This window comes from Luteimonas saliphila (genome assembly GCF_016774335.1).
In the GTDB taxonomy this organism is placed as follows: Bacteria; Pseudomonadota; Gammaproteobacteria; order Xanthomonadales; family Xanthomonadaceae; genus Luteimonas; species Luteimonas saliphila.
The window spans coordinates 170092-194049 of the sequence record NZ_JAETWA010000046.1 but is presented as its reverse complement, the minus strand read 5'-3'; the positions used below and the strand labels follow the sequence as shown (position 1 = coordinate 194049).

The 23958-nt window shown below is 70.6% G+C and carries 22 protein-coding genes; 13 read left to right on the top strand and 9 right to left on the bottom strand.

The genetic code is table 11. The features are described from left to right. Positions 1 to 27: 27 nt before the first annotated feature. The 3 genes from JMO03_RS17780 to JMO03_RS17770 all read right to left on the bottom strand — a co-directional run bounded on the left by JMO03_RS17780 (position 28) and on the right by JMO03_RS17770 (position 3162). Positions 28 to 1491, bottom strand: coding sequence for a P-loop ATPase, Sll1717 family (locus tag JMO03_RS17780; protein WP_238346300.1), 1464 nt, complete (start codon positions 1489 to 1491; stop codon positions 28 to 30). Between the two features lie 38 nt (positions 1492 to 1529). Continuing rightward, positions 1530 to 2369, bottom strand: a complete 840-nt coding sequence (locus JMO03_RS17775) for a restriction endonuclease (protein WP_202845080.1) — start codon at positions 2367 to 2369, stop codon at positions 1530 to 1532. 154 nt (positions 2370 to 2523) lie between these two features. Beyond that, a complete protein-coding gene (locus JMO03_RS17770) occupies positions 2524 to 3162 on the bottom strand; it encodes a nucleotidyltransferase domain-containing protein (protein ID WP_202845079.1) in 639 nt (212 codons plus the stop codon). A gap of 159 nt (positions 3163 to 3321) precedes the next feature. Here JMO03_RS17770 and JMO03_RS17765 point away from each other — a divergent pair, with 159 nt between their 5' ends. From JMO03_RS17765 to JMO03_RS17755, 3 genes are all read left to right on the top strand, one after another. Then, on the top strand, positions 3322 to 3738 hold the full coding sequence (locus tag JMO03_RS17765) for a hypothetical protein (protein WP_202845078.1): 417 nt from the start codon (positions 3322 to 3324) through the stop codon (positions 3736 to 3738). An 82-nt stretch (positions 3739 to 3820) separates the two neighbouring features. Then, positions 3821 to 4966: a DUF4932 domain-containing protein gene (locus JMO03_RS17760; RefSeq protein WP_337926448.1), complete on the top strand. Its 1146-nt coding sequence runs from the start codon at positions 3821 to 3823 to the stop codon at positions 4964 to 4966. Beyond that, a complete protein-coding gene (locus JMO03_RS17755; RefSeq protein ID WP_202845076.1) occupies positions 4963 to 5838 on the top strand; it encodes a DUF5694 domain-containing protein in 876 nt (291 codons plus the stop codon). Before JMO03_RS17760 ends, JMO03_RS17755 begins: the two co-directional genes overlap by 4 nt. Before the next feature lie 563 nt (positions 5839 to 6401). Here the strand turns inward: JMO03_RS17755 and JMO03_RS17750 are convergent. Further along, a complete protein-coding gene (locus tag JMO03_RS17750; protein ID WP_202845075.1) occupies positions 6402 to 7040 on the bottom strand; it encodes an RBBP9/YdeN family alpha/beta hydrolase in 639 nt (212 codons plus the stop codon). Between the two features lie 141 nt (positions 7041 to 7181). Next, a complete protein-coding gene (locus JMO03_RS17745) occupies positions 7182 to 8078 on the bottom strand; it encodes a LysR family transcriptional regulator (RefSeq protein WP_202845074.1) in 897 nt (298 codons plus the stop codon). Between the two features lie 101 nt (positions 8079 to 8179). Between JMO03_RS17745 and JMO03_RS17740 the strand changes: the two genes are divergently transcribed. The 3 genes from JMO03_RS17740 (at position 8180) to JMO03_RS17730 (ending at position 10300) form a co-directional block, all read left to right on the top strand. Then, a complete protein-coding gene (locus JMO03_RS17740; RefSeq protein WP_202845073.1) occupies positions 8180 to 8545 on the top strand; it encodes an Atu4866 domain-containing protein in 366 nt (121 codons plus the stop codon). A 394-nt stretch (positions 8546 to 8939) separates the two neighbouring features. Next, positions 8940 to 9674 carry an SDR family oxidoreductase gene (locus tag JMO03_RS17735; RefSeq protein ID WP_202845072.1) on the top strand — a complete coding sequence of 245 codons (735 nt, stop codon included), beginning with the start codon at positions 8940 to 8942 and terminating at the stop codon, positions 9672 to 9674. Between the two features lie 122 nt (positions 9675 to 9796). Next, complete coding sequence (locus tag JMO03_RS17730) at positions 9797 to 10300, top strand: nuclear transport factor 2 family protein (RefSeq protein WP_202845071.1); 504 nt, start codon at positions 9797 to 9799, stop codon at positions 10298 to 10300. 15 nt (positions 10301 to 10315) lie between these two features. Here JMO03_RS17730 and JMO03_RS17725 read toward each other — a convergent pair whose 3' ends face one another. Next, the gene (locus JMO03_RS17725; protein WP_202845070.1) at positions 10316 to 11350 is read right to left on the bottom strand and encodes a methyltransferase domain-containing protein; all 1035 of its coding nucleotides are present in this window, start codon (positions 11348 to 11350) and stop codon (positions 10316 to 10318) included. Between the two features lie 509 nt (positions 11351 to 11859). Next, positions 11860 to 12087 (bottom strand): hypothetical protein, encoded by a 228-nt coding sequence (locus JMO03_RS17720; protein WP_202845069.1) that lies wholly within the window; start codon positions 12085 to 12087, stop codon positions 11860 to 11862. Between the two features lie 420 nt (positions 12088 to 12507). Between JMO03_RS17720 and JMO03_RS17715 the strand changes: the two genes are divergently transcribed. The 5 genes from JMO03_RS17715 to JMO03_RS17695 are packed head-to-tail and all read left to right on the top strand — an operon-like array spanning position 12508 to position 19359. Next, positions 12508 to 15327 carry an ATP-binding protein gene (locus JMO03_RS17715; RefSeq protein ID WP_202845068.1) on the top strand — a complete coding sequence of 940 codons (2820 nt, stop codon included), beginning with the start codon at positions 12508 to 12510 and terminating at the stop codon, positions 15325 to 15327. Continuing rightward, positions 15324 to 15710 carry a response regulator transcription factor gene (locus JMO03_RS17710; protein WP_202845067.1) on the top strand — a complete coding sequence of 129 codons (387 nt, stop codon included), beginning with the start codon at positions 15324 to 15326 and terminating at the stop codon, positions 15708 to 15710. The genes JMO03_RS17715 and JMO03_RS17710 overlap by 4 nt, the downstream gene beginning before the upstream one ends. Further along, a complete protein-coding gene (locus JMO03_RS17705; RefSeq protein ID WP_202845066.1) occupies positions 15707 to 16873 on the top strand; it encodes a YaiO family outer membrane beta-barrel protein in 1167 nt (388 codons plus the stop codon). Before JMO03_RS17710 ends, JMO03_RS17705 begins: the two co-directional genes overlap by 4 nt. A gap of 3 nt (positions 16874 to 16876) precedes the next feature. Continuing rightward, complete coding sequence (locus tag JMO03_RS17700; RefSeq protein WP_202845065.1) at positions 16877 to 17962, top strand: HEAT repeat domain-containing protein; 1086 nt, start codon at positions 16877 to 16879, stop codon at positions 17960 to 17962. After that, entirely contained in the window at positions 17959 to 19359 is a 1401-nt protein-coding gene (locus JMO03_RS17695) for a glycosyltransferase (protein WP_202845064.1), read from the top strand. The genes JMO03_RS17700 and JMO03_RS17695 overlap by 4 nt, the downstream gene beginning before the upstream one ends. Before the next feature lie 99 nt (positions 19360 to 19458). Here the strand turns inward: JMO03_RS17695 and JMO03_RS17690 are convergent, their stop codons facing one another. Then, positions 19459 to 20847: an ATP-binding protein gene (locus tag JMO03_RS17690; protein WP_202845063.1), complete on the bottom strand. Its 1389-nt coding sequence runs from the start codon at positions 20845 to 20847 to the stop codon at positions 19459 to 19461. Continuing rightward, positions 20844 to 21509, bottom strand: a complete 666-nt coding sequence (locus JMO03_RS17685; protein WP_202845062.1) for a response regulator transcription factor — start codon at positions 21507 to 21509, stop codon at positions 20844 to 20846. The genes JMO03_RS17690 and JMO03_RS17685 overlap by 4 nt, the downstream gene beginning before the upstream one ends. 265 nt (positions 21510 to 21774) lie before the next feature. Here JMO03_RS17685 and JMO03_RS17680 point away from each other — a divergent pair, with 265 nt between their 5' ends. Then, positions 21775 to 23148, top strand: a complete 1374-nt coding sequence (locus JMO03_RS17680) for an NTP/NDP exchange transporter (protein WP_202845061.1) — start codon at positions 21775 to 21777, stop codon at positions 23146 to 23148. Further along, entirely contained in the window at positions 23145 to 23957 is an 813-nt protein-coding gene (locus tag JMO03_RS17675; protein ID WP_202845060.1) for a MipA/OmpV family protein, read from the top strand. Before JMO03_RS17680 ends, JMO03_RS17675 begins: the two co-directional genes overlap by 4 nt. Position 23958: the final 1 nt, after the last annotated feature.

Genomic DNA, 23958 nt, shown 5'->3' with positions numbered 1-23958 from the left:
TGAAATTGGCCCCGCTCTCCCCCCCACCTAGAAGGCTTTACCTTGAGTAATTGAAAGACCTCCACGGTAGAGCATTGGAATCTTGTATGAAGCGCCAGTCTCGTACAAGAATCCAATAAATTTTAACTCTTCAATGACCTCAGCAAGCTCATCTCCCTCTAGTCGCAGTACTTGATGTAAAGAGGCCAAGTTGTGTTCCGCTTTTCCATTCCGGAACCGCTCAATATGCGCTGCCAGATGGTCGCTTTCAGCCAACAAAGTATCTTCTACTCGTAGCGTACTTAGTGCTATCAATGCACGCTTTATGGCGTCGGACTCCAGTATCGGCTCGCTGCCAGCATATTCGCGGGGTTCGCGCTCTTCCCGCTTGGCTTGATACTCCTTTGCCTTGTTGATCAGGTCAATAAGGTTTCTGGGGGACATCAGACCATTTCCATCTGCAATCCGAGTGGTGATCCAGCCCCAGGTATCCGGTCGCTTTTCACCAACATCTATTTTGTTGGGAAACAATCGTTCAAGAATTAGCTCGTCAGGCGCATCTGTAGGCAGACTCAAGGCGTCGAGAAATTGAAGAGAAGAGCGAATGCGATTGCAAAGGAGCGACTTTAGATCTTCCGCAGACCATTCAATGTTCACTCTCTTCGCGTTGACGTGAGTCATGTTTACAAAACCACCCCTCACGACCCTTCTGAATAGATCACTTCTTAAGAACATTTTTAGTCGAATATGATCGTACGACTGAAGGTCCAAGTAGGTTCTCAAGAGGGCACGCAATGCAGGTATTTCGACCTCTGCGTATCCGGCGAATGCTTCGTCAAGGCGGTCCAGGACCACCCAGATTCTAAGGTCCAGTCCAATTAAGCAGCGATTTAGGACGTTAAGAATTGTTTCCGTCTCGATCTGCTCACCGTCAACTACGGCATCGGACACTTCAGCAAACTCAAGACGCGTGCCAATCACAGGGATCCCATGTTCCGTGAAAGATAGTGAGTGTTCTGTGGCGGAAGGGTTCGTGTATTTCCTGACAAGGTTTGCAAGTCTGGAAAAGATCGTTTGTGCGCCAATGTCTTCGCTTCGAAGGCCGGTATGACGAAGTAGCGCGTCGAGACGTCTGGTATCGTCACTGAACCCTGACTCAACTACGTCCAACACATAATTGCCTGCCAAGGCTGCCAGGTACGCCTTCCAAACAGTTATGTATTGTCCCTCGGAGAGGGTTCTTGATTGCGTTAGCCTTTGAAAAATGGGATTTCCAGTGTCATTGAATCCGGAAACGACTTCGACATCCGAAATCTCGCCCACCGTGCGATATCTCGCCTTTACTACTCGATAGATCGCACTCTTTCCTGCCCCCTTTGCTCCGGAAACGATATCGTGCCTGTCATTTACAAAGTTCTGATATATCTGCGTCTCAATAAAATACGATTGCAGATGCGCATCGAATTCTGCAACTGAACTACCCACTTCGAGCTTCGCTAGCACTTCTTTCATGGTCATTTCAGTATCTCTTCGTTGATAGAGCTAGCTTCTCAACGCGTCCCGCGGCAAGTTGGGTAACTGGCGCAACCCCAGAACGTGGCCGCAGTGAAGCGGTTCGTGCGCTCGACCATGGCCACACCGCAGCGCGGGCAGTCGGGCGTGGCGGGTTCGGGCGCGCTCGGCGCGTGCAGCACGGGTTCGATGCGAGCGTGGACGGGTGGCGGCGCAGCGGGCGATGCGGTGCCCACTTCGCGCGGCGCGGCCTGCACGCTGCGGATCATTGCGAACAGGGTGTCGCCGTCGATCAGTTCGATCGGCTTGTCGGCGGCGAAGCGCGCGGCGTCGCGGGTGAAGCCGCCGAGCGCGGCGATGCGCACGGCGTGCGCGCGGTGGTGGGCGAGCAGGCCGTACATCTCGCGCACCACGTTCACGGGCACCTTGCGGCGATGCCATTGCTTGCATTGCACCAGCGTGCGCTGGCCGTCCTTGCGCAGGATCAGGTCGATGCCGCCGTCGGCGCCGCCGAGGCCGCTTTCCTCCACCACGTGGCCCTGGCGGCGGAAGGCTTCGCCCACCAGCCGTTCGAAATCGCGCCAGTCGAGCGCGGCGATGCTGGCCAGCCCCGATTGCGCGTCGAGCAGGCGGCGCTTGCGTCGCGCGTCGAGGAAGGACGCGGCTGCGGCCATCGCGCACAGCGCGAGGAAGATCCACGCCAGGATCTGGAACGCACCGGACTGCGCCAGCCCCTGCGTGAGCGGACCGCCCTGCCCGGAGAGCCAGGCGGGAATCCCGTAGCGGATCACCCCGAACCCGAGCACGCCCATCGCCAGCCCCACCGGCCACGGCAGGACGGCGAGCTGATCGAGCAATCCCTGCCTTCCGCGTCCCATGCGGACCCCCATCACATTTTTCCCCGGAGCCGACCATAGCGCGCGGGCGGACCGGGCGGAAGTGCGCCCGTGTCGGCGCCCGCGGCCGGCGATGGGTCAGTGCCCAGCGAGTCCCATGCGTCGGAGCAGCGGCTTGCTGGTACCGGCCAGGTTCTCAAGCGCCGAGGTCATCTTCGCCTCCGATCAGCCAGAGGCGCGGCTGCTCGAGCACGCGCGTCACGAAACTGTTGCCGGATGCGATGCGCTTGCGCAGGTCGGCGCGAGAGTAGAGCGTGGGGTTGACGGTGCGGCCCAGCTGTTCGGACAGCGGGTGCAGGGCGGCCATGGCGTCGGCGTATGCGAGTTCGTCGGAAACCAGCAACAGGTCGATGTCGCTGCCGGCGGAATCGCTGCCCCTGGCGACCGAGCCGTAGACGAACGCGGCCCGGATCTGCGGGCGCAGCGGAGCCAGCGCTTCGCGCAGCGGTTCGGCCAGGCCGAAGGTCTTGCGAACGATAGCCACCAGCTCGTCGTGGATCGGCGAGTCGGGGTTGGCGCGATAGCGCTTCTGGTTGCCCACGCGCTCGACCGTGAGCAGGCCGCTCCCCGCAAGACGCGCCAGTTCCCGCTGTACCGCGCCGCTGCCGGCACCGGTGGTGTGGATGAGTTCGCTCACGCTGTACGAGCGGCCGGGCTGGCCGAACAGGCACGCCAGCACCCGGCGCTGGGTGGCGGTGAACAGGGCTTCGGCCAGGCTGGTGCTGGCGTACAACGCTGCCGCCTCGCTGACGCCGCGATTCCGCTTTGTGCCCATATCGGGCATGGTAATGCCCTTTCCGGGCACCGGCAACCTGGTTGGGGACGCGCGTGTGGATGCGGCACGGCCGCAAGCGGTTCATTCAGCCCGTTCATGCCGCCTCACGCCCCGCCTCGCCATGCTGGCGGCCCCTGCCTTGCCATGGAGCCCGGGTCGATGGCCCTGCTGTTCGCGTTGCTGCTGTTCGCGCTGGCCTGGGGGCTGGGCGCGCTGCAGCTGTGGCCGCGCACGCGCTGGATGGGCGCGGTGCTGCCGTGGCTGGGCGGCGCGCTGGCGCTGGCGTTCGCGGCGTGCCTGGTGCTGGGCCTCGTGGGGCTGGTGCGGTACGGGGACTGGGCTTCGCCGTCGGTCGCCCAGGCGCTGCACGGGCTGCTGGGCGAAGGGTCGCTGGCGCTGCGGCGCTCGGACTGGGCGTGGCTCAACCGGGCGGCGAGCGTGTACCTGAGCCTCGACGTGGCCTGGACCCTGCTGGCGCTGTGCTTCGCCTCGCTGCACGGCTTCGCGTTCTGGGCGGGCGTGGCCGAGCAACGGCGGCAGGCGCGGGTGCGCGCCTCGCGCCAGCGGGAGCGCTAAGCCGCGCTGCACACGTTGCGACGGCCGCAGTTGTGGACGCGCCATGCGCCATGCGCCATGCGCGATTGCTAACATGCATCGCGTGTTCCGAAAGACGTTCCTGGACGTGACGCGCTTTCTCGCACCCGCCCTCGCCCTGCTGCTGGCCGCCTGCAGCCAGCCTCCCGCTCCCGAAGACACCACCGCCGCACCGGTGCCCGCTGCACCGGACACCCCTGCGATCGCACACGTGGTGGCGGTGCATCCGGGCACCGAACTGCTGCACGTCATCAACTACCTGGCGCGCGTGTACGGCCCGCCGGTGCGCGAGTACGACTATCGCCGCGACGTGGACGCCTGGTTCGGTCACCTGCGCGATCACCCGGCGGTGGTGCATGCACGCACGCTGCCGTACAACGATTTCGCGGAACTCGGCTGGGCGTTCGAGTTCCCCGGACCCACGCTGGTGGAACCGGAAGGCTTCGCCCACCTGGGCCTGATCAAGGACGAGGCCTACCTGCGCGAGTACCTGCGGCTGGCCGTCGAGTTCGCGAAGGACTCGGATTTCGCCGGCTTCTTCGCCGCGCACGAGGCCGACTACGCGCGCTGGGTGGCGCAGTTCGAAGCGCGCCTGGAGGCGGCCGATCCGTTGCCGGAACTCGCGGACTTCTACGGCAGCGGGCTGGACAAGACGCTGTACTTCTCGATCTCGCCGTTGGGCGTGGTGCTCAAGGCCAATATCGTGATCGACGCCGTGGCGCCGCGGCACGCCCAGTACGGGCCGATCCTGGTGCCGTTCGACCCGCGCTTCCTGCCCGAGGGCCCGACCGATGCCGCGCGTTTCGACTACGCCGACGAGCCGCTGGCCAACGCCGTGTGGCACGAGGCCACCCACATCGCGCTGGAGCAGTTCGCCGACGGCCAGCGCGAGGTGCTGATGGACATCGACTACGCGGACGATTTCTCGCACCAGTTCGTGGTGTTCGACGATCCGCAGCTGGATACCTATTTCTTCGTGCACGAAGTGCTGTCGGACGCGGTGGCCATCCACCTCAAGGGCGAACGTTTCGGCAGCGCGTCGGCGGAAACGCACCTCGAGCAGAACGAGGCGATGGGCGGCACGCTGTATCGGCCGGTCGTCGAGCATTTTCGCAATGCGTACGCGCCTGGCCGCCACGAACGCGATTTCCGGGCCTACCTGCCGGCCCTGGCCGGCTTCATCAGCAGCGTCGACGACGAGGACCCATGATCCGATTGCACCGTTTCGCCACCCGTCTCCCGCGGCGCGCACGATTGCTGGCCGCGGGCCTCGTCGCCCTGCTGGTGCTGGCCGGACCTGCCGCGGCCGCGGCCGAGCCCGGGTCCGACACCAGGCCGATCCGCATCCTGCTGCTGGGCACCTTCCACATGCACAACCCCGGGCAGGACGCGGTGAACATCGACAGCGACGACGTGCTGGCGCCGCGGCGGCAGGCGGAGCTGGAAGCGCTGACGGAGGCGCTGCTGGCCTTCGCGCCCACCAAGGTGGCGGTGGAGGCGCGCACCGGCGGCGCCGACCTGGTGTGGCCGGAGCCACTGGATCCGGACGCGCTACAGCACGACCGCAACGAGATCGCGCAGGTGGCGCAGCGGCTGGCGATGAAGGCCGGCATCGAGCGCCTGCATGCGGTGGACGTGGAAGGCGAGTTCGACATGGCGCCGCTGCGCGCGGTGACCGCGGAACCCGGTGCGCGCGAACTGCGCGAATCGATGGTCGAGGGCGCGCGGGTGGGCGAACAGATGGGTGAGCGGCTGGCGGCGCTGTCGATCCCGGCCTATCTGGACTGGCTCAACAGCGATGCGATGATCGAGGCCAACCATCGCCTGTACCGGCGGTGGCTGCGGGTGTCCGGCAACGGCCAGTACCCCGGCGCGAAGCTGGTGACCGACTGGTACGCGCGCAACATGCAGATCTGCGCGCGCATCCTGCAGGTGGCGCAGCCCGGCGACAACATCGTGGTGCTGTACGGCGTGGGCCACGTGTACTGGCTGCGCGAATGCCTGTCGGGGTTGGACGACGTGGAACTGGTGCATCCGTCGCGCTACCTGCAGGCGGCGGACAGGGCCCTCGGGGCGGGTTGATTCGGGGATTCGGCGCCGCGCCACCGTACGCAGCGTCGGTCCGCAACGAGGCCTTCGCGCCGCCGGACCATCCGCCACGTAGCCCGGGTAAGGCGAAGCCGCACCCGGGGAATGGTGGCCGACGTCATCGCGCACCGGCGCAAGCGATCCGCGCCGGACACCACGGCGATTTCCCGGATGCGCCCTGCGGGCTTATCCGGGCTACGACGGCGGCGACGGCGGACGCGTGGGCGCGGCCTTGGCGCCGCCGGGCCATCCGCCACGTAGCCCGGGTAAGGCGAAGCCGCACCCGGGAATGCCGGCCGACGTCATCCCGCACCGGCGCAAGCGATCCGGGCCGGGACACGGCGGCGATTCCCCGGATGCGCCCTGCGGGCTTATCCGGGCTACGACGGCGGCGGCGGCGGCGGATGCGTGGGCACGGCCTTGGCGTCGCCGGACCATCCGCCACGTAGCCCAGGTAAGGCGAAGCCGCAACCGGGGAATGCCGGCCGACGTCATCCCGCCCCGGCGCAAGCGAGGTGTACTGACACCGGCACCATGTCCGGATCGACGCCGGACCCTCAGGGGGCCGCCGCCATGGCTTTTTCCAGCTCGTCGAGTACCAGCGGGAAGCGCTCGAAACCGTCGCTGCCCAGGAAATGGCCGCCACGCGCAACCGCGACGAACCTGGCCTCCAGCGACCGCGCCAGGTCCTGGCTGAGCGGGGGGGGGACGATGGCATCGTCGTCCGCCGCGATGACCACCCGCTGGCCGGCCATCCGCACCAGCCTGCCGTAGTCGAGGTCCGGATCGCGGAACCCGTCGAGCTGCGGCAGGATCGGCAGGCGATCGTTGAAGCCCGACACCAGGACGAAGCCGCCGATCCGCGCGCCGGCGTCCGCGGCCACGAGGTACCTCAGCAGCGCGATGCCGCCAAGGCTGTGGGCGACGAACCAGGTGTCCTGGTCCGGCGCGGGCACCTGCGCCCGCAGCGTCTGCAGCCATGCGTCGGGCTGCGGATCCCCGGGCGTGGGCAGCTCGACGATGGACACCGTCGCGCCCCTGCGTTCCATCGCGTCCCTGAGCCAGGGGAACCAGTGGTCCGAGGGCGAAGCGCCGTATCCGTGGACGATGTAGACGCGCGCGGGGGCCTGTCGGGCCTCGGCCGGCGGCGCGTGGCCGCCGAACACGGCCAGGAGTACGAGAAGGAGTGCGGTCAACCTCTGCATGACGCCTCCGAAAGTCCTGATTGCGCACGCGTGGCGCGGAGCGGCACGCCGGCCCGGCGCAAGGTCTAGGCTGGGGCAGGGTTTTCAAGCCCCGGCGTGGTACGCGGCAAGGCACCTGTCTGGCGGGCCGCGCTACTCGCGTTCGCGGAACGCCCGCACGTGCTCCACCAGCGCGCGCAGCTTGCGCGGCTGGTTGTGGCGGTTGGGGAAGTACAGGAAGAAGCCGGCGAACGGCGGCAGGTAGTCCTGCAGCATCGGCACCAGGCGTCCGGCCTGCACCCAGTCGCGGAAGTTCTCCTCCAGGCCGAAGGTGATGCCGCCGCCGGACAGCGCGGTGGTCAGCATCACGCGCAGGTCGTTGGTGGTGACCTGGGGGGCGACGTCGACCGCGAACTCGCGTCCGTCCTCGCTGAATTCCCAGCGGTAGGGCGCGGTGTCGGGCGCGGGGCGCCAGCCGATGCAGCGGTGCTGGACGAGGTCGCGCGGGTGCCGCGGCGTTCCGTGCGCTGCGATGTACTCCGGCGCGGCCACGGCCAGCTGTCGCTGCGGGCCGGTGAGCGGCACGGCCACCATGTCCTGCTCGATCACCTCGCCCAGCTGCACCCCGGCATCGAAGCCGGCGGCGACGAGATCGACCGGGTCGTCGCTGACAGTGACGTCCAGCACGATGCCCGGATACGCCTGCGCGAAGCCCGCGACGAAGGGGCCGGACAGGAAGCGCTCGGCGATCGACGAGACGCTGACCCGCAGCAGGCCGCGCGGCGGGCCGTCGTCCACCGCTTCTTCCAGCGCGGCATCGACGGTGCGCAGCGGCCCGGCCACCTGCCGATGCAGGCGCTCGCCGGCTTCGGTCAGGCGCACGCTGCGGGTGGAGCGCTGCACCAGGGCCACGCCCAGGCCGTCCTCGAGCCGACGGATCCCCTGGCTGACCGCCGAGCGGGTGACCCCCAGCGCATCGGCCGCGGCGCGGAAGCTGGCGGCCTCGGCCACGGCCAGGAACATGCGCAGGAGGTTGAGGTCGGGGCTCATTGGTTAATCAGTCTAACCAATGCATCCAGCGTTTGACGGGTTCTCACGACACCGCCGGCGCCCTACCGTATCTCCACGCCCACCGGACTGGAGATCCCCCCATGTCGAATACCCCGCACGTCCAGACACCCGCCGCCGTGGTCGCCGCCCTGCTGGCCGGGGCGCTGGCCGCCGCCGAACCCGCCACCCCCGCGGCCCCGCACCCTTACGTGGGCATGTGGGTCACCGACGACGGCCACGTCCGCCACGCGTTGCTGCCCAACGGCCGCTACGACGAGGCGCGCGGCACCCGCGAGAGCGCCTACCGGGGCCGCTACACGGTGCGCGGCAACCGGATCGACTACGTGGACGACACCGGGTTCACCGCCGATGGCGTGTTCGTGGACGAGAACGTGCTGCACCACGGCGGGATGGTGCTGCGCCGGGCCGTGCCGCAGGCCGGTGGCAATTCCCCGCGCGTGCGCTAGGCAACGCCCGGACAACCCGGCCTCGAGAGTCGCGCCGCGACGGCGGACACGTCTTCCAGCCGCGTGCGGAGCGCTGGTCGACGGGACGGCGTCGCCCGATACCCCGACGTCCGGGGGCCCCACGCACTCACGGGTAATGACGGCACGTTTTGGGACCTTCCCGGAAGCTGCTTCTTCGCCGGAGCGTCGTCGCGCCGCGAGGCGTGCTTCCAGGTCCCTGGACCGGTCGAGCCGGGCGCTTCGATGCCAGGTGCTGTCATCCAGGGCCTGGCCTTCGAATCGATGTAGAGGCGCCGGGTACAGGCAAGCACCGGAATGACGGCGTTCCCAACGCAAGACCGGACACGCGTCCCGCACGCACCCCCCTCCCTTCACTGCAACAGGAGACACAACGATGAAAGACCTCAACGACAGGATCGTGCTCATCACCGGCGCCAGCAGCGGCATCGGCGAAGCCACCGCGCGCACGCTGGCCGAACGCGGCGCCACCGTGATGCTGGGCGCGCGCCGCATCGACCGGCTGCAGGCGCTGGCCGCCGACATCGCCGCGCGCGGCGGCACCGCGCATGCGCGCACGCTCGACGTGACCTCGCGCGAGGATATGCAGGCGTTCGTGGACGACGCCGTCGCCCGCTGCGGGCGCGTCGACGTGCTGGTCAACAATGCCGGCGTGATGCCGCTGGCGCCGCTGTCGGCGCTCAAGACCGACGAATGGGACACGATGATCGACGTCAACATCCGCGGCGTGCTGCACGGCATCGCGGCGGTGCTGCCGCTGATGGAGCGCCAGGGCAGCGGGCACGTGGTGAACGTGTCGTCCATCGGCGGCCTGTTCGTGATGCACAGCGCGGCGGTGTACTGCGCGACCAAGTACGCGGTGCGCGCGATTTCCGAAGGACTGCGCATGGAAAGCGACACCGTGCGCGTGACCTGCGTGTACCCGGGCGCGGTGGAATCGGAGCTCGCGAACACCATCACCCATGCCGAGACGGCGAAGGCGATCGACGAGTTCCGCCAGATCGCACTCAAGCCCGAGGCGATCGCGAACGCCATCGCGCATGCGATCGCGCAGCCGGCCGACGTCGACACCACCGACATCGTGGTCCGCCACGTGAGGAGCCCGGCATGAGCGGCGCGCGAGCCCTCGCCCCAACCCTCTTCCGGCCCGGCGCAGTCGCGCCGGGCCGGACAGGTGCCGGAGGCGGATGGGGGCGCGCGAAGCGCGTCTGGCTGCTGGCAGGTACGTTGCTGGTGTCGACGGTTGCGTCCGTCGCACAGGCGGGGCCGATCGAACGCGGCGCTACGCCATCGACCGTGGCGTCGGCAGGCACCGCCGCGCGGGCGTCAGCCGACGCGCCCACCCGCACTGCGGCGAACGAGGCACTGATCCGCAACGCCTTCGACGCATGGCGTGCCGGCACCGGCGGCGTGTTCGACCTCCTGCACGAGGACGCGGTGTGGACCGTCGGCGGCGACAGCCCGGTCTCCGGCACCTACCGCGGCAAGCGCGACTTCATGGACAACGCGGTCGCTCCCATCACCGCGCGCCTGGCCACGCCGATCGTGCCCGAGGTGGACCATCTCGTCGCACAGGGGGATACGGTCGTCGCGGTCTGGCGCGGCATCGCGCGTGCGCACGATGGCAGCACCTACACCAACCACTACGCCTGGCACATGGTGTTCGACGCCGACGGCAGGATCGTGCGGGTGGTGGCGTTCCTCGACACCTGGGTGCTGGCCGCATTGATGGAGTGAGTGGAGGGCCGCGCCCTAACCGTCCCCGCCAGCGGCGCCATGGGCCGACCCGCTGGCGCGGATGGTCCAGCCCACCAGGTATGCCTCGTGGAAGATCGGATCGGCGCGGGCATCGGACAGTCCACTGGACTGCAACAACCTCGAGAACGCGGCCGCCCGGTCCGCATCGAGCGCGTGGCGGAGCAGTTCCCGCTGGCGGAAGAGGGCATCGTCCAGCGTCCTCGCGTGCGCGGCATGCGCGGCCCGCGCCTGCTCCAGGGTGATGGTCTGCCCGAGCAGGCGCTGCATCAGCGTACCCACGACGTCGCGCGACTCGAACAGCAGATCCGGGCAGATGCTGCGTGCCGCCTCGTCTTCGAGCCGACGCATCGTCGCGTTCAAGGCGTCGCGGGCCGCGCCCGCACCCGCATCGCCGGCGAGGTGTTCGCGTCGTCCCTGCGCGGCCATCGCCAGGTACGGGAAGATCGCCGACGCGGCCGCCATGAGCTGGCCCGGCGAGCGCAGCCACTCGCCCAGGCGGATTTCCTCGCGAGCGACATCCGCCAGGCGCGAGCCGGCATGGTGGACGATGAGCGCCACGGAGCCCGACGGCTTGAGCACGCGCGCGACCTCCGGGATCGCGCGTTCGGGTTCGGCGTACTCCAGCCCGTACTGGCTGACGACGAGGTCGAACGTGTCATCGGCGAACGGCAGTCGTTCGACCGGGGTGCGCGGGTGGAAGCGCAGGGCGTCGCGGCAACGCGCCGGCGCGGACGCCAGCCATGCGGGGTCGATGTCCGCGCTGTCGATCGCGTCGACCCGCGGCATGTCCGCCAGGCCGAGCTCGCACAGCAGCGCCGGCAGCGGGCCGTTGCCGGTGCCGACATCGAGAATGCGGTGCGCGGATTCCAGCGGGGAAAACGCCGCGGTCCAGAACTGCCGGATGCTGCCTTCGTAGTTGCGCGCGAACGACCCGGAAAGCGAGTGCAACGGACCGCGTCGCCAGTGCGTCGACCAGACCCTGTGCCGGGTCGAGGTGGCCGTGTCGTCGTCGTTCTCGAGTGGATTCACGTCGATCATGCCGGAGCGCAGCACGGTGGGCGAAGGACCGGGACGAGGGTAGCCGCAAACCGGGTGCGCAAGGAAGGACGGGGCGGAGCGCAGCGCATCGCGCATGTCATGCGTGCACCCGTAGCCCCGGTAAGGCAACGCCGCACCCGGGACCGCGTGCAACGCTGCCGCAAGCCAGGGAGACCTTTCTGCACGGAAGGACAACGGCCCCGGATGCGCCCTGCGGGCTTATCCGGGCTACGTGCCTGCGTAGCCCGGGTAAGGCGAACCCGCACCCGGGACTGCGACCAATGCTTGCGCAAGCCGGGGCGACCTTTCGCACGGAAGGACGACCGCTCCCCCGGATGCGCCCTTCGGGCTTATCCGGGCTACGTGGTTACGTGGCCTGCGTAGCCCGGGTAAGGCGAAGCCGCACCCGGGGGAGGACGTGGGTGTCCCTCTGCGACGCACCGGTCACCGGGACGCGACGAACGGACGCATCCCGGATGCGCCCTTCGGGCTCATCCGGGCTACGCGAGGCGGCGGGCGTAGTCGTCGCGGACGTGCTGGTTGATGTAGGTGTTGAGACCGTCGCCCGCGTCGGCCAGGCGCTGCATTTCCAGCACGTGCAGGGGCCCGGGATGTGTGTGGTCGTAGCGGTAGGTGCCGCCGCGATGGAAGCGGACCAGGATCCACCCCGGACCGCTCTCGTAGGCGGCGACGCCCGAATCGCCATCGGCACCACGGTAAGGCTGCATGGGACTGCTCCAGGCAAGTTAATCGTGCTGCGCGACGGGTGCGTCGTCTGGCTTTCTGCAGTGGCGACTCGCCGCATCGCATGCAATCCCGCATCGCGCGTGCAAACCCTCGCGTGCGGCGGCACCGCATGCCGCGATCGCGCGATCCCGTGGACGGACCGTACATTATGGGCGCATGCAGGCCCTCTCCGCCCGCATGCGTCCTGCGACCGGACACGCCTGCACCCGACCGATCACTCCTGCATCGCGGCCACCCCGCTTCTGCCGGAAGGCGTGATACCAGCCGCCGTGTCTGCGCCGTGTGGTGAAAGCTCTCGACGCACGCCAGGTCGTGAACCCCGTCGGGGCTTGCGACGCCCGTCCACGACACGGCGACGGTGAGCCGCTAGGATCGGCCTGGACCGCCTCCGGTGACCTCATTTGCGCCTGCCGTCCGGGACGACCCTGCATAACCTCGGCTTCGCCGCCGCGCTGGCGCTGCTGAGCCTGATGGCGTGGCAGGGCAAGCGCACCCAGGACGTGCTGCTCGACACCAACGCTGCCATCGCCGACAGCCTCGAACTGATCACCGTGGTGCAGGGCATGTTCTCGGCGCTGCAGGACGTGGAGACGGGCTCACGCGGCTATGTGCTGACCGCGGACCCGGCCTACCTGGCGCCCTATCGCGACGGCCGGGCGCGCGTCGCGGCCCTGCGCGGCGAACTCGGACGCAGCCTGGACGGTCGCTACCGTGCGGCGTGGCTGGCCAGGCTGGACACGGACATCGCCCGTCGGCTGGAGATCGCTGCAGCCAACGTCGAGCGTCGCGACCGGCTCGGCCTGGAACAGGCGGCGCAGGCGATGGCCACGGCCGGCGGCAAGGAAACGATGGACGCGCTGCGCGCGCAGCTGGACGAACTCGAGGCCGAGGAGCGGGCCCTGCTCGCCACGCGGACCGCGCTGGCCGCCTTGATCCTGGAGCGCGGCCGCTGGCAGGTGCTGGGCGGCAGCCTGGTGATCGCGCTGCTGATGGTCTGGTTCCTGCGCGCGATGAACCGCACCCTGCGGCGCCAGGCGCAGCTGGCGCGGATCGCGGGCGCCGGCGAGGCGCGCCAGGCCGCGCTGCTGCGCGCCGTGCCCGACGACCTGTACGAACTGCATGCCGACGGCCGCATCGAAGTGCTGTCGCAGGCCGGCGGCCAGCACGGGGAGGTGCCGGACGGCCTGGCCAGCGCGTTCGCCGACCTCGCCCGCCACCCGGACCGCAGCCTGGTCGCGTTCGACTGGCACGACGAAGGCGGCCGCGACCACGAGGTGCGCATCGCGCGCAGCGACGGCGGCGAAAGCCTGGCCATCGTGCGCAACGTCACCGAGGCGGCACGCGCCCGCCGGCGCCTGCGCGACCAGCAGGCGTTCCTGCGCAGCGTGGTGGACGCCGACGAGAACCTGATCTTCGTGCGCGACGCCGGCGGCCGGGTGCTGCTGTGCAACCAGGCCTTCGCGGCGCTGCTCGGCCTGCAGCCCGGGCAGATCGAGGGCCGGCGCGTGGAGGACCTGCCCGGCGGCGACCTGCTGGCGCCGCTGCTCGACGGCGATACCGCGCTGCTGCGCGAAGTCTCGGAGCTTCGCCGCCCTGAGCTGGCGGTGGCCGACGTGCACGGCCACGAACGCTGGTTCCAGTTGCTGAAGCGGCCGATGGCGCTGTCCGACCAGCAGCAGCTGGTGCTGGCGGTGGCGGTGGACGTGTCCGCGCGGCGCCAGGTGGAACGCATGAAGGCGGAGTTCATCTCGACCGTCAGCCACGAGCTGCGCACGCCGCTCACGGCGATCCGCGGCGGGCTGTCGATGGTCACCGGCGGCATGGCCGGCGAGGTCCCCGAAGCGATGCGGCCGCTGCTGGAGATCGCGCACAAGAACAGCGAACGGCTGGTGCGACTGATCAACGACATCCTCGACATCGAGAAGCTCGAGAGCGGCCGCCTGGTGCTGAACCTGCAGCCGCTGGCGCTGCGGCCGCTGCTGGCGCAGGCGATCGAGCAGATCGGCGGCTATGCCGGCGAATTCGGCGTGCGCGTGCACCTGGTGCCCGGCGAGGACGCCGAGGTGGACGTCGATCCGGACCGTTTCGCCCAGGTGATGGCGAACCTGCTGTCGAACGCGCTCAAGCATTCGCCGCAGGGCGAGGAGGTGGTGGTGGTGCTGGCGGTGCGCGACGACCACGTCGAGGTCTCGGTCGCCGACCGCGGCGCGGGGATTCCCGAGACGTTCCGCGGGCGCGTGTTCGAGCGCTTCGCCCAGGCCGACGCGTCCGACGTGCGCACACGCGGCGGCACCGGGCTCGGGCTGGCGATCACCCGCTCGCTGGTGGAGCAGCTGGGCGGCAGCATCGGCTTCGACACCCAGACCGATCACGGCACGTGCTTCTTCGTGCGCCTGCCGCGGGCGCGACGCGACGCGGTGTCGCCCGTCGACGCCGAGGGCCGCCAGCGCGTGCTGCTGGTGGACGGCGACGCGGCCGCGGCGACGCAGCTGGCGGCGCTGCTGGAACAGCACGGCCACGCGACCGTGGTCGCCGCCTCCGCCGCCCAGGCGCGCCAGGTGCTGGCGTCCACCCCGGTGTACGCGCTCACGGTCAACCTCGCGCTGCCCGACGAGGACGGGCTTGCGTTCGTGCGCGCGCTGCGCAGCCAGCAGGCCTACCGCCACCTGCCGATCCTGGCGCTGGGCGTGCAGCCGCCGGCCCCGGAGCGCGAGGCGGTGAGCGGCGGCGCGGTGGGCATCGTCGACTGGCTGCACAAGCCGCTCGATCCATCCCGCGTGGTCGAGGCGGTGCGCGCCTGCCTGCGCGGTTCCGGGGCGCCCGCGCAGGTGCTGCACGTGGAGGACGATGCCGACCTGCGCACCCTGGTCGCGCACCTGCTGGAGTACGAAGCGCTGCGGCTGCATGGCGCGGGCAGCCTCGCCGAGGCGCGCCGCGAACTGGCGGCCCGCCACCACGACCTGGTCATCCTCGACCTGATGCTGCCCGACGGCGACGGCAGCGAACTTCTGGCCGAACTCGCGGCCGCCAGCCCACCGACGCTCGCGATCATCTTCTCCGCGCTGGACGCCGACGCGGTGGTGCCCGGCGCCGACAGCGGCCTGGTGCTGCGACGGCTGGTGAAGTCGCGCCACAGCGGCGCCACCCTCGCGGCGGTGATCGGCGACTACCTGCGCAACTGGCCGCCGCGGCCTCCGACACAAGGACATCCCATTCCATGAACGCACAGGCCGCACCGCGGGTGCTGGTGATCGAGGACGAGGAAGACATCGCCTACATCCTGCGCTTCCTGTTCCAGCGCGAGGGCTTCACGGTTGACCACGCCGCCGACGGGCGCGAGGCGCTGGCGCGGCTGGAACAGCCGCCGCCGCACGCGGTGGTGCTGGACATCATGCTGCCCTACCACGACGGCATCGAGATCGTGGAACGGCTGCGCGCGCAGCCCGGCTGGCGCGAGGTGCCGGTGCTCATGCTCACCGCCAAAGCGCGCGAGGTGGACATCGTGCGCGCGCTCGACCTCGGCGCCGACGACTACGTGACCAAGCCGTTCCAGCCCGAGGAAGTGCTGGCGCGGCTGCGTCGTCTGATGCGGAGGGCCGCATGAACCTCACGCGCAGCCTGCTGGCCGCGCTGCTGGTGCTGGCGGGCGCGCACGCCATGGCGCAGGTGGGGCCCGAGGTGGACGCGCGACTGGCCGCGGAGGACTGGGCCGGCGCCGAGCGGCTGCTGCGCGAGCGGCTGGCGGTGGCGCCGGAAGACGATGCCGCGCGCTTCCAGCTGGCGCGGGTGCTCGCCTGGCAGCAGCGCGCGGCCGAGGCGCTGCCGCTGTACGACGCACTGCTGGCGCGCGAGCCCGGCAATGCCGACTACCTGTTCGGCCGCGCGCAGGCGCAGCTGTGGTCGGGCGACCGCGCCGGGGCACAGGCCAGCCTCGCACAGCTGGAGACGATGGCGCAGGCGTATCCGGGCCTGGATGACCTGCGGCGACAGATGACGCCGGAGCCGACGCCCGCACCGTCGCAGGCGGCGTCGCCGGGCGCGCCCGCGGCGGACAGCCTGGTGGACGGCGGGTACCAGGTGGCGCCCGATATCCGCGAGGTCGGCCTCGGCCTGCGCCACGAATGGCTGACGCAGGGCCTCGATCCCTGGGAGGGCCAGCGCTTCGACGTGTCGAGCCGCAGCGACGGCCGTGGCTGGTACGTCGCAGCCGCGCGCGAACGCCGGTTCGGCCTGGTGGACAGCGGACTCGAGGCCGGTGTCGCGCTGACGGTCGCGCCGCGCTGGACGCTGCAGCTCGATGGCGGCGCGTGGCCGGGTTCGGACTTCCAGCCACGCTGGTTCGGCGACGTGCGCATGCAGCACGCCTTCGAAGGCGGCACCGTGCTGGCCGCGGGCCTGCGCCGCACGCGCTACCCCGAGGTCACCGTCGAGCGGCTGGCGCTGGCGGTGGAGCAGTACGTCGGCGACTGGCGGCTGGGCTACACCTTCAACCGCACCGATGTCGACGGCGAACGCGTCAACGGCCACGACGCCGCGATCGACCGCTACTACGGCGAACGCGACGTGATCGGCCTGCGGCTGACCGCGGGCAGCGAGGACGTGCTGCAGGGCACGCAGGTGGTCGCCAGCCAGGTGCGCGCGCTCGCGCTGCAGGGGCGCCACGGCCTGTCCGGCGCCTGGGCGCTGCAGTGGGGCCTGGGCTACCTGCGCCAAGGCGATTTCCACGACCGGCGCTGGCTGCAGCTGGGCCTGCGCCGGGCGTTCTGAGCGATGCCCGACTGGCTCGCCATCGCCCTGGTCGATCCGGTCCTGCGCTGGGCGGTGTACGTCACCGCCGCGCTGGCCGTGGTGACGCTGCTGACCATGGGCCAGGTACTGGTGCTGGCCGAACTCGGCGGTCGACGCCTGGTGCGGCGGCGGGGTTTCGATGCCGACTGGCGGCCGCGGCTGGCCGAGGCCACGCTGTACGAACGTGCGCCGCCGCCGTGGCCCGCGCCGAGCGCGCAGCAGCGGCTTTGGTTCCTGCTGCTGTGGAGCCGCACCCAGCGCCAGTTGCGCGGGGAGGCGCATGGGCGGCTCAACCGCCTGCTGCAGGCGTACGCGCTGGACCGGTTCGCGCTGGAGCTGCTGCGCCGCCGCGGCATCCACCTGCGCCTGCTGGCGCTGGCGGTGCTGCGCGAACTCGCCGATCCGGTCCACTGGGACGTCGTGGCGCGCTTCCTGCGCCACGACAATCCCTTCCTCGCGCTGGCCGCGGCCGAAGTGCTGGTCACCATCGACGCGGCGCGCGCGATGCGCGACGTTCTGCCGGTGGTGGTGGCGCGCCAGGACTGGACCCCGCAACGCATCGCCGCGCTGTGCCAGCTGGCCGGGCGCGCGGCGGTCTCGCCGCCCCTGCTCGACGCGCTGCGGTCCGCACCGGTGGCGGCGCAGCGGCGGATCGCGCCGCTGACGCAGTGGGCGGGTCCGGCGGTGCTGGCCGGCTGGGCCCGCGACGTGCTCGACCGCCCGCAGGAGTCCGCCGATCCGGGGCTGCGCCAGGCTGCGCTGCAGGTGGTGGGATCGCTGCGCGACGACGCCGACCGGCCGCGGCTGTCGCAGGCACTGGCCGATGCCGACGCCGGCGTGCGTCTGGCCGCGCTCAAGGCGCTGGGCAAGCAGGCGGCGCTCAAGGACCTCGACCAGCTGCTGGCCCTGCTGCCCGACCCCGACTGGGCGGTGCGCCAAGAAGCGGCCGACGCCATCGCCGCGCAGCCCGGCTTCGACCGCGCGGCGGTCGAGCGCATCGCCGACACCGTGGCGGACCGCTACGGGCGGGACGCGCTGCGGCGCGCGATCGCGGAGCGGCATCCGTGAACGGCGGCTGGCTGTGGTGGGCACAGGTGCTCTTCATCGGCTACTTCCTCGCGCTCAACGGCGGCTACCTGGCGCTCAACCTGCTGTCGATGGCCAGCCTGCGCGGCTACATGCGCCAGCGCAGCGCGCTGGGCGACGAGGCGCCCTACCTCGGCGTGGAGCCGCCGATCTCGCTGCTGGTGCCCGGCTACAACGAGGAGGCGACCATCCGCACTTCGGTGCGATCGATGCTGCAGCTGCAGTATCCGGACTTCGAGGTGGTGGTGATCAACGACGGCTCGCGCGACCGCACGCTCGAGGTGCTGCGCGAAGAATTCGAGCTGGTGCCGCACCCCGAGCCGATGCGGCGCACGCTGGAGCACAAGCCGATCCGCGTGGTCTACCGCTCGCGGCGCTACGCCAACCTGCGGGTGATCGACAAGGACAACGGCGGCAAGGCGGACGCGCTCAACGCCGGCATCAACGCCGCGCGCCACACCCTGTTCTGCGCGGTCGACGCGGACTCGATCCTGCAGCGCGACAGCCTGCTGCGCGTGGTGCAACCGTTCCTGGAAGACGAGCGCACGGTGGCCGCGGGCGGCACCGTGCGGCTGGCGAACGGCTCGGAAGTGCGCGGCGGATTCCTGGTGCGTGCGGGACTGCCGCGCAACTGGGTGGCGCGGTTCCAGATCGTCGAATACCTGCGCGCGTTCCTGCTCGGCCGGCTCGGCTGGTCGCCGCTCAACGCGGTGCTGATCATCTCCGGTGCGTTCGGCCTGTTCAACCGCGAGCGGGTGCTGGCGGTGGGCGGCTACAGCACCACCACCGTCGGCGAGGACATGGAGCTCGTCGTGCGCCTGCACCGCTGGCACCGCGAGCGCCGCATTCCCTACCGCATCCGCTACCTGCCCGATCCGATCTGCTGGACCGAGGCGCCGGAGGACCTCGTCACGCTCGGGCGCCAGCGCAGCCGCTGGCAGCGCGGCCTGGCCGAGAGCCTGAGCCGGCACGCGCGGCTGGCGCTGAGCCCGCGCGCGGGCGCGGCCGGCCTGCTGGCGTGGCCGTTCATGGCGGTGTTCGAGTGGATCGGCCCGCTGGTCGAGCTGGCGGGCTACGTGGTGATGCTCGGCGGGTTCGCGCTGGGCGTGGTCTCGCCTGCGGCGCTGATCGTGTTCCTGCTGGTGGCGATCGGCATGGGCATCCTGCTGTCGGTCAACGGGCTGCTGCTGGAGACGCTGTCGTTCCGGGTGTACGCGCGCAAGCGCGACATGCTGCTGATGTTCGCGATGGCGGTGCTGGAGAACCTCGGCTACCGCCAGCTCAACACGCTCTGGCGCTGCCGCGGCATGTGGCAGTGGTTCTCGCGCCGCAAGCACAACTGGGGCGTCATGCGCCGCAGCGGGAAGTGGGGGCAGTAGCGTGCGGGCCGCAAGGACGCCGCGAGCGCGCGGTCGACCGGGGCGCGCGGCGACAAACCCGCAACGCCCACGCACGCCTCTTTCCGCCGCGCCAGCGCGTCAGGTCCGGTCGCGCGCCGGCAGCCTGACCTCGATGCTGCAGCCGCGTCCGTCGATGCCGTCCCCGCAGTGCACGGCGCCGCCGTGGGCGGCGACTACGCGCTGCACCAGCGACAGGCCCATGCCGATGCCCGACGTGCGGTGGCCATTGCCGCCGCGATAGAAGCGCTCGAACACGCGCGCGCGGTCGGCCTCCGGGATGCCGGGACCATCGTCCGCCACCCGCAGCACGGCCATTCGCGTGCCGCCGTCCGCCGCCACCGCGGTGGACAGGCGCACGCGCGCGCCCGGACCGCCATGGCGCAGCGCGTTGTCGAGCAGGTTGCGCACCAGGATGCCGAGGTCGTCGATGTCGCCGCGCACCGGCGCGTGACGCAGGTCGAGCGCCAGCGTGCGGCCCTCGCGCGTGGCGACCTGCGCGAATTCGTCGGCGACCATGCCCGCGACCAGCGCCAGGTCCAGGTCGGTCGCGCGCGCGCCACCGCCGGCTTCGACCCGCGCCGCGTCGAGCAGCTGCTGCGCCAGCCGCGCGGTGCGCTCGATGCCGGCGATCAGTTCCTCCAACGCGATGCGCGCCTCGTCGCGGTCGCCGGCGTGCTGCAGCACCTGGGCCTGCGCCAGCAGCGCGGCCAGCGGCGTGCGCAGTTCGTGCGCGGCCTCGCCGAGGAACTCGCGTTCGTGCTGCAGCGCCTGCGCCAGCCGTTCGAGCAGGCGGTTGAAGCCCTGCACCAGGGGCGCGACCTCGCTCGGCAGGCCGGCGTCGGGCAGCGGCGCGAAATCCAGCGGCGCGCGCGCGTTGAGCGCCGCGCCCAGGCGCGCCACGGGGCGGAGGGACCACTCGATCACCAGCCAGACCGCGACGCCGAACGCCAGCAGCAGCGCCAGTGCAGTGCCGAGGCTGGCGCGGAACCAGCGCCGCATCTCCACGTGCACTGCAGCCTCGGGGATCCCCGCCTGCACCTGCACGCGCCCACCGAGGTCGTGCACCGCGTACACGCGCCAGGGCACCCCGCCGATCGACTGCGAGGTGAAGCCCTCGGCGAAGTCCGGCGCCAGCGCGTCCGCGGGCGCGGAGCGCGACGACACCAAGCGCCGGCGGCCGTCGAGATCCCACACCTGGAACGCGAGCAGGTCGAACTTGCCCATCGTCTTCGGCGCATCGATATCGAGCTCGAAGCGGCTCGACCGGCGGGCCGCGCCGGTGAGGTCCTCGGGCAGCGACTGCAGGATCTGTTCGGCGACGTTGCGGATCATGCCGTCGATGTCGCCGACCTGGCGCTTGGACATCTGCACGTACTGCAGCGAGAACCAGCCGGCCCAGCCGGTGAACAACACGATCGCCAGTGCCGCCAGCAGCCGCGTGCGCAGCGAGCGAGGGGCGCGGATCACGACTCGTCCCCGGCGCGGTAGCCGTGGCCGTGCTCGGTGACGACCACGCCGTCGCCCAGCTTGCGCCGCAGCTGGTGCACATACACCGCCACCGTGTTGCTGCCCACGCCGCCGTCGCTGCCGTACAGGCGCGCCTGCAGCTGCTCGCGGCCGAGCACGCGGCCGCGCGCCTCGAACAGCGTGAGCAGGATGCGCAGTTCGTTCGCGCTCAGGGCGACGCGTTCGCCGCCGCGGGTGACCACGCGCGCGGCCGGGTCGATCTCGACGTCGCGCCAGTGCAGCATCGGCGTGACCGCGCCGCGGCTGCGGCGCAGCACCGCGCGCAGGCGCGCCAGCATCTCGTCGCGCTGGAACGGCTTGACGATGTAGTCGTCGGCGCCGGCGTCGAGCCCGCGCACGCGGTCGCTGAGCTGGTCGCGCGCGGTGATCACCAGCACCGGCGTCGGGTCGTAGCGGGCGCGCATCGCCGCCAGCACGTCGAGCCCGGAGCCCTGCGGCAGGCCGAGGTCGAGCAGCACGGCGACGAAGGCATGATCGATCAGAACGGCGCGCGCGGCGGGCGCGTCCTCGCAATGCACCACGCGCCACCCTTCCTGGGCGAGCGCGGCGGTGAGCGCGCGCCCGAGCATGTGGTCGTCTTCGACCAGCAGGATTTCGTCCATCGGAGGCTGTGCGCAGGCGGTGCCGGGAATCATGCGGTGCGCCCATTAAAACGGTTTTAAGACGGCAGGTGCCACTTGCGTTGCGCTTAAACCCGAATTAATCCCCGGCGCCGAGCATGCACTCCATCGCCACGGTCGCATCCGTCGACCGCCGCACGCAGGAGCGCAACGATGATCTCGCCCACCGATCCGGCCATGCGCACGCGGCGCACTCACCCGACAAGCCTTGTGTCGGGTGCCATCCTTCGCGGGGCGGTGCGCTGACATGGGTGCGTCCCCGTCGTCGCCGGGTCGCACCGGCATGCTGCAGGCGCTGGCGGACATCCGTCAGGGCGAGCGCGCCGCGGTCGCGGTCGCCGCGCTGTTCTTCTTCTGCGTGCTGACCGCGCTGATGCTGCTGCGCCCGGTGCGCGACGCGCTGGGCATGTCGCAGGGCATGGACCAGGTGCGCTGGCTGTTCGTCGGCACCGCGCTGGTGACGCTGGCGGTGAACCCGGTGTTCGGCTGGCTGGCGGCGCGGCTGCGCCGGTTCCCGCTGCTGGGCGCGACCTACGGCTTCTTCGCGATCGGCCTGGCCACGTTCTGGGCGCTGCTGCAGTTCGCGCCCGGCGCGGTCGGCGAACGCAGCGGGCAGGTGTTCTACGTCTGGTTCAGCGTGTTCAACCTGTTCGCGACGATGGTGTTCTGGGCGCTGCTGGCCGAACGCTTCGACGCCGACCAGGGCAAGCGCCTGTTCGCGCCGATCTCGGTCGGCGGCACGCTCGGCGCGATCTTCGGGCCGTGGCTGACCTCGCGCCTGGCCGAAGTGGTCGGCACGCCCGCGCTGCTGCTGGTGGCCGCCGGCTTCGTGCTGGCGGCGCTGGCGCTGGGATGGGCGCTGCTGCGGCTGCTGCCCGACCGCAAGGCCGCCTCGACGGCCGAACGCGACGGGCCGGTGGGCGGCAGCGCCTGGTCGGGGCTGCGCGCGCTGCAGCGCTCGCCCTACCTCGCCGGCATCGCGGGCTACGTGCTGCTGATGACGGTGATGGCGACCTTCATCTACTTCACCCGGCTGCAGATGGTGGCCGACGTCGCCACCGATACCGACGCACGCGCGGCGGTGCTGGGCAACATCGACATGTGGACACAGATCGCGGTGCTGGCGCTGCAGGTCACCCTCACCGGGCGGCTGATCCAGCGCTTCGGCCTCGGCGTCGCGCTGGCGCTGCTGCCGGTCGCGACCGCGGTCGGGTTCGTCGGGCTCGCGGCCTACGGCTCGTTCGTCGTGCTGGTCGTGCTGGAAGCCGGCAACCGCGCGATGCAACGCGGCATCACCCGGCCCGCGCGCGAGGCGCTGTTCACCGTGCTCGACCGCGAGGACACCTACAAGGCCAAGGCCGCCATCGACACCTTCGTCTACCGCGGCGGCGACGTGCTGGGCGCACAGGTCGAAGGCCTGCTCGGGCGCCTGGGTTTCGCGCTCGGCGGGCTGGTCGGCGTGGTCGTGCCGCTCGCGTTGGCCTGGACCGCGCTGGGCCTCTGGCTCGGACGCGCGCATGCGCAGCGCGCGGCGCCGGTTGCCGCTCCTTCCCTTCCCCCACCCGCCGCACCCCCTCGCCGCGCCCGCGGCATCGCGGCTCCATCGCAGGACTTCCCATGACCACGTTCCGACACGCGATCGCCGGCAGCGCCGGCGGCGTCCTCCTCGCCCTGTCCGCGGCGGCCGCCGCGCAGTCCGCGCCCCCCGTCGCCGATCCCTCCGCCCGCGGCGAATGGACCCTCGGCGTCGGCGCCATCGCCATCGACAGCCCCTACGCCGGCGAGGACTCGCGCCTGCGGCCGGTGCCGCTGCTGGGCTTCGAAGGCCAGCGCGTCTTCGTGCGCGGCACCGCCGCCGGCGTGCACCTGGTGGACTCGGGCGGATTCACGCTGGACGCCATCGCCTCGGTGCGCCTGGACGGCTTCGACATCGACGACCTGGGCCGCAGCGAGCTGCTCGCCAACGGCGTCGATGCCGCGCTGCTCGAGGACCGCGACGATGGCCTCGACGCCGGCTTTCGCGCGACCTACGGCGGTGCCTGGGGCGCGCTGTCGCTGGAGGCGGTGCACGACATCAGCGACGCCAGCGACGGTTACGAGGTCGCGCTCGACTACCGCTACACCTGGCTGCTCGGGCGCTCGGCGATCACCGCGAACCTCGGCAGCAGCCTGCTCTCCGACGATCTCGCCGGCTACTACTACGGCACGCTCGACGAGGAGGTCGCGCGCGGCGTGACCGCGTATGCGCCGGGCTCGGCGATCGTGCACCGCATCGGCGTGACCTGGATGCATCCGGTGGGCGAGGACTGGCACCTGGTCGCCTCGGCCGAGGCCAGCCACCTGCCCGACGAACTACGCGCCAGCCCGCTGCTGGAGCCCGACAGCGACCGCAGCGGTCGGCTGTTCCTCGGCTTCAGCCGGCGTTTCTGAC

Bases quoted from the DNA above. Each gene is read 5' to 3' on its own strand.
- JMO03_RS17735 (WP_202845072.1), top strand. From the start codon at position 8,940: ATGAAAGACCTCAACGACAGGATCGTGCTCATCACCGGCGCCAGCAGC.
- JMO03_RS17745 (WP_202845074.1), bottom strand. From the start codon at position 8,078: ATGAGCCCCGACCTCAACCTCCTGCGCATGTTCCTGGCCGTGGCCGAG.
- JMO03_RS17680 (WP_202845061.1), top strand. From the start codon at position 21,775: ATGGGTGCGTCCCCGTCGTCGCCGGGTCGCACCGGCATGCTGCAGGCG.
- JMO03_RS17710 (WP_202845067.1), top strand. From the start codon at position 15,324: ATGAACGCACAGGCCGCACCGCGGGTGCTGGTGATCGAGGACGAGGAA.
- JMO03_RS17770 (WP_202845079.1), bottom strand. From the start codon at position 3,162: ATGGGCACAAAGCGGAATCGCGGCGTCAGCGAGGCGGCAGCGTTGTAC.
- JMO03_RS17740 (WP_202845073.1), top strand. From the start codon at position 8,180: ATGTCGAATACCCCGCACGTCCAGACACCCGCCGCCGTGGTCGCCGCC.
- JMO03_RS17755 (WP_202845076.1), top strand. From the start codon at position 4,963: ATGATCCGATTGCACCGTTTCGCCACCCGTCTCCCGCGGCGCGCACGA.
- JMO03_RS17700 (WP_202845065.1), top strand. From the start codon at position 16,877: ATGCCCGACTGGCTCGCCATCGCCCTGGTCGATCCGGTCCTGCGCTGG.
- JMO03_RS17685 (WP_202845062.1), bottom strand. From the start codon at position 21,509: ATGGACGAAATCCTGCTGGTCGAAGACGACCACATGCTCGGGCGCGCG.
- JMO03_RS17775 (WP_202845080.1), bottom strand. From the start codon at position 2,369: ATGGGACGCGGAAGGCAGGGATTGCTCGATCAGCTCGCCGTCCTGCCG.
- JMO03_RS17705 (WP_202845066.1), top strand. From the start codon at position 15,707: ATGAACCTCACGCGCAGCCTGCTGGCCGCGCTGCTGGTGCTGGCGGGC.
- JMO03_RS17720 (WP_202845069.1), bottom strand. From the start codon at position 12,087: ATGCAGCCTTACCGTGGTGCCGATGGCGATTCGGGCGTCGCCGCCTAC.
- JMO03_RS17675 (WP_202845060.1), top strand. From the start codon at position 23,145: ATGACCACGTTCCGACACGCGATCGCCGGCAGCGCCGGCGGCGTCCTC.
- JMO03_RS17780 (WP_238346300.1), bottom strand. From the start codon at position 1,491: ATGAAAGAAGTGCTAGCGAAGCTCGAAGTGGGTAGTTCAGTTGCAGAA.
- JMO03_RS17765 (WP_202845078.1), top strand. From the start codon at position 3,322: ATGGCCCTGCTGTTCGCGTTGCTGCTGTTCGCGCTGGCCTGGGGGCTG.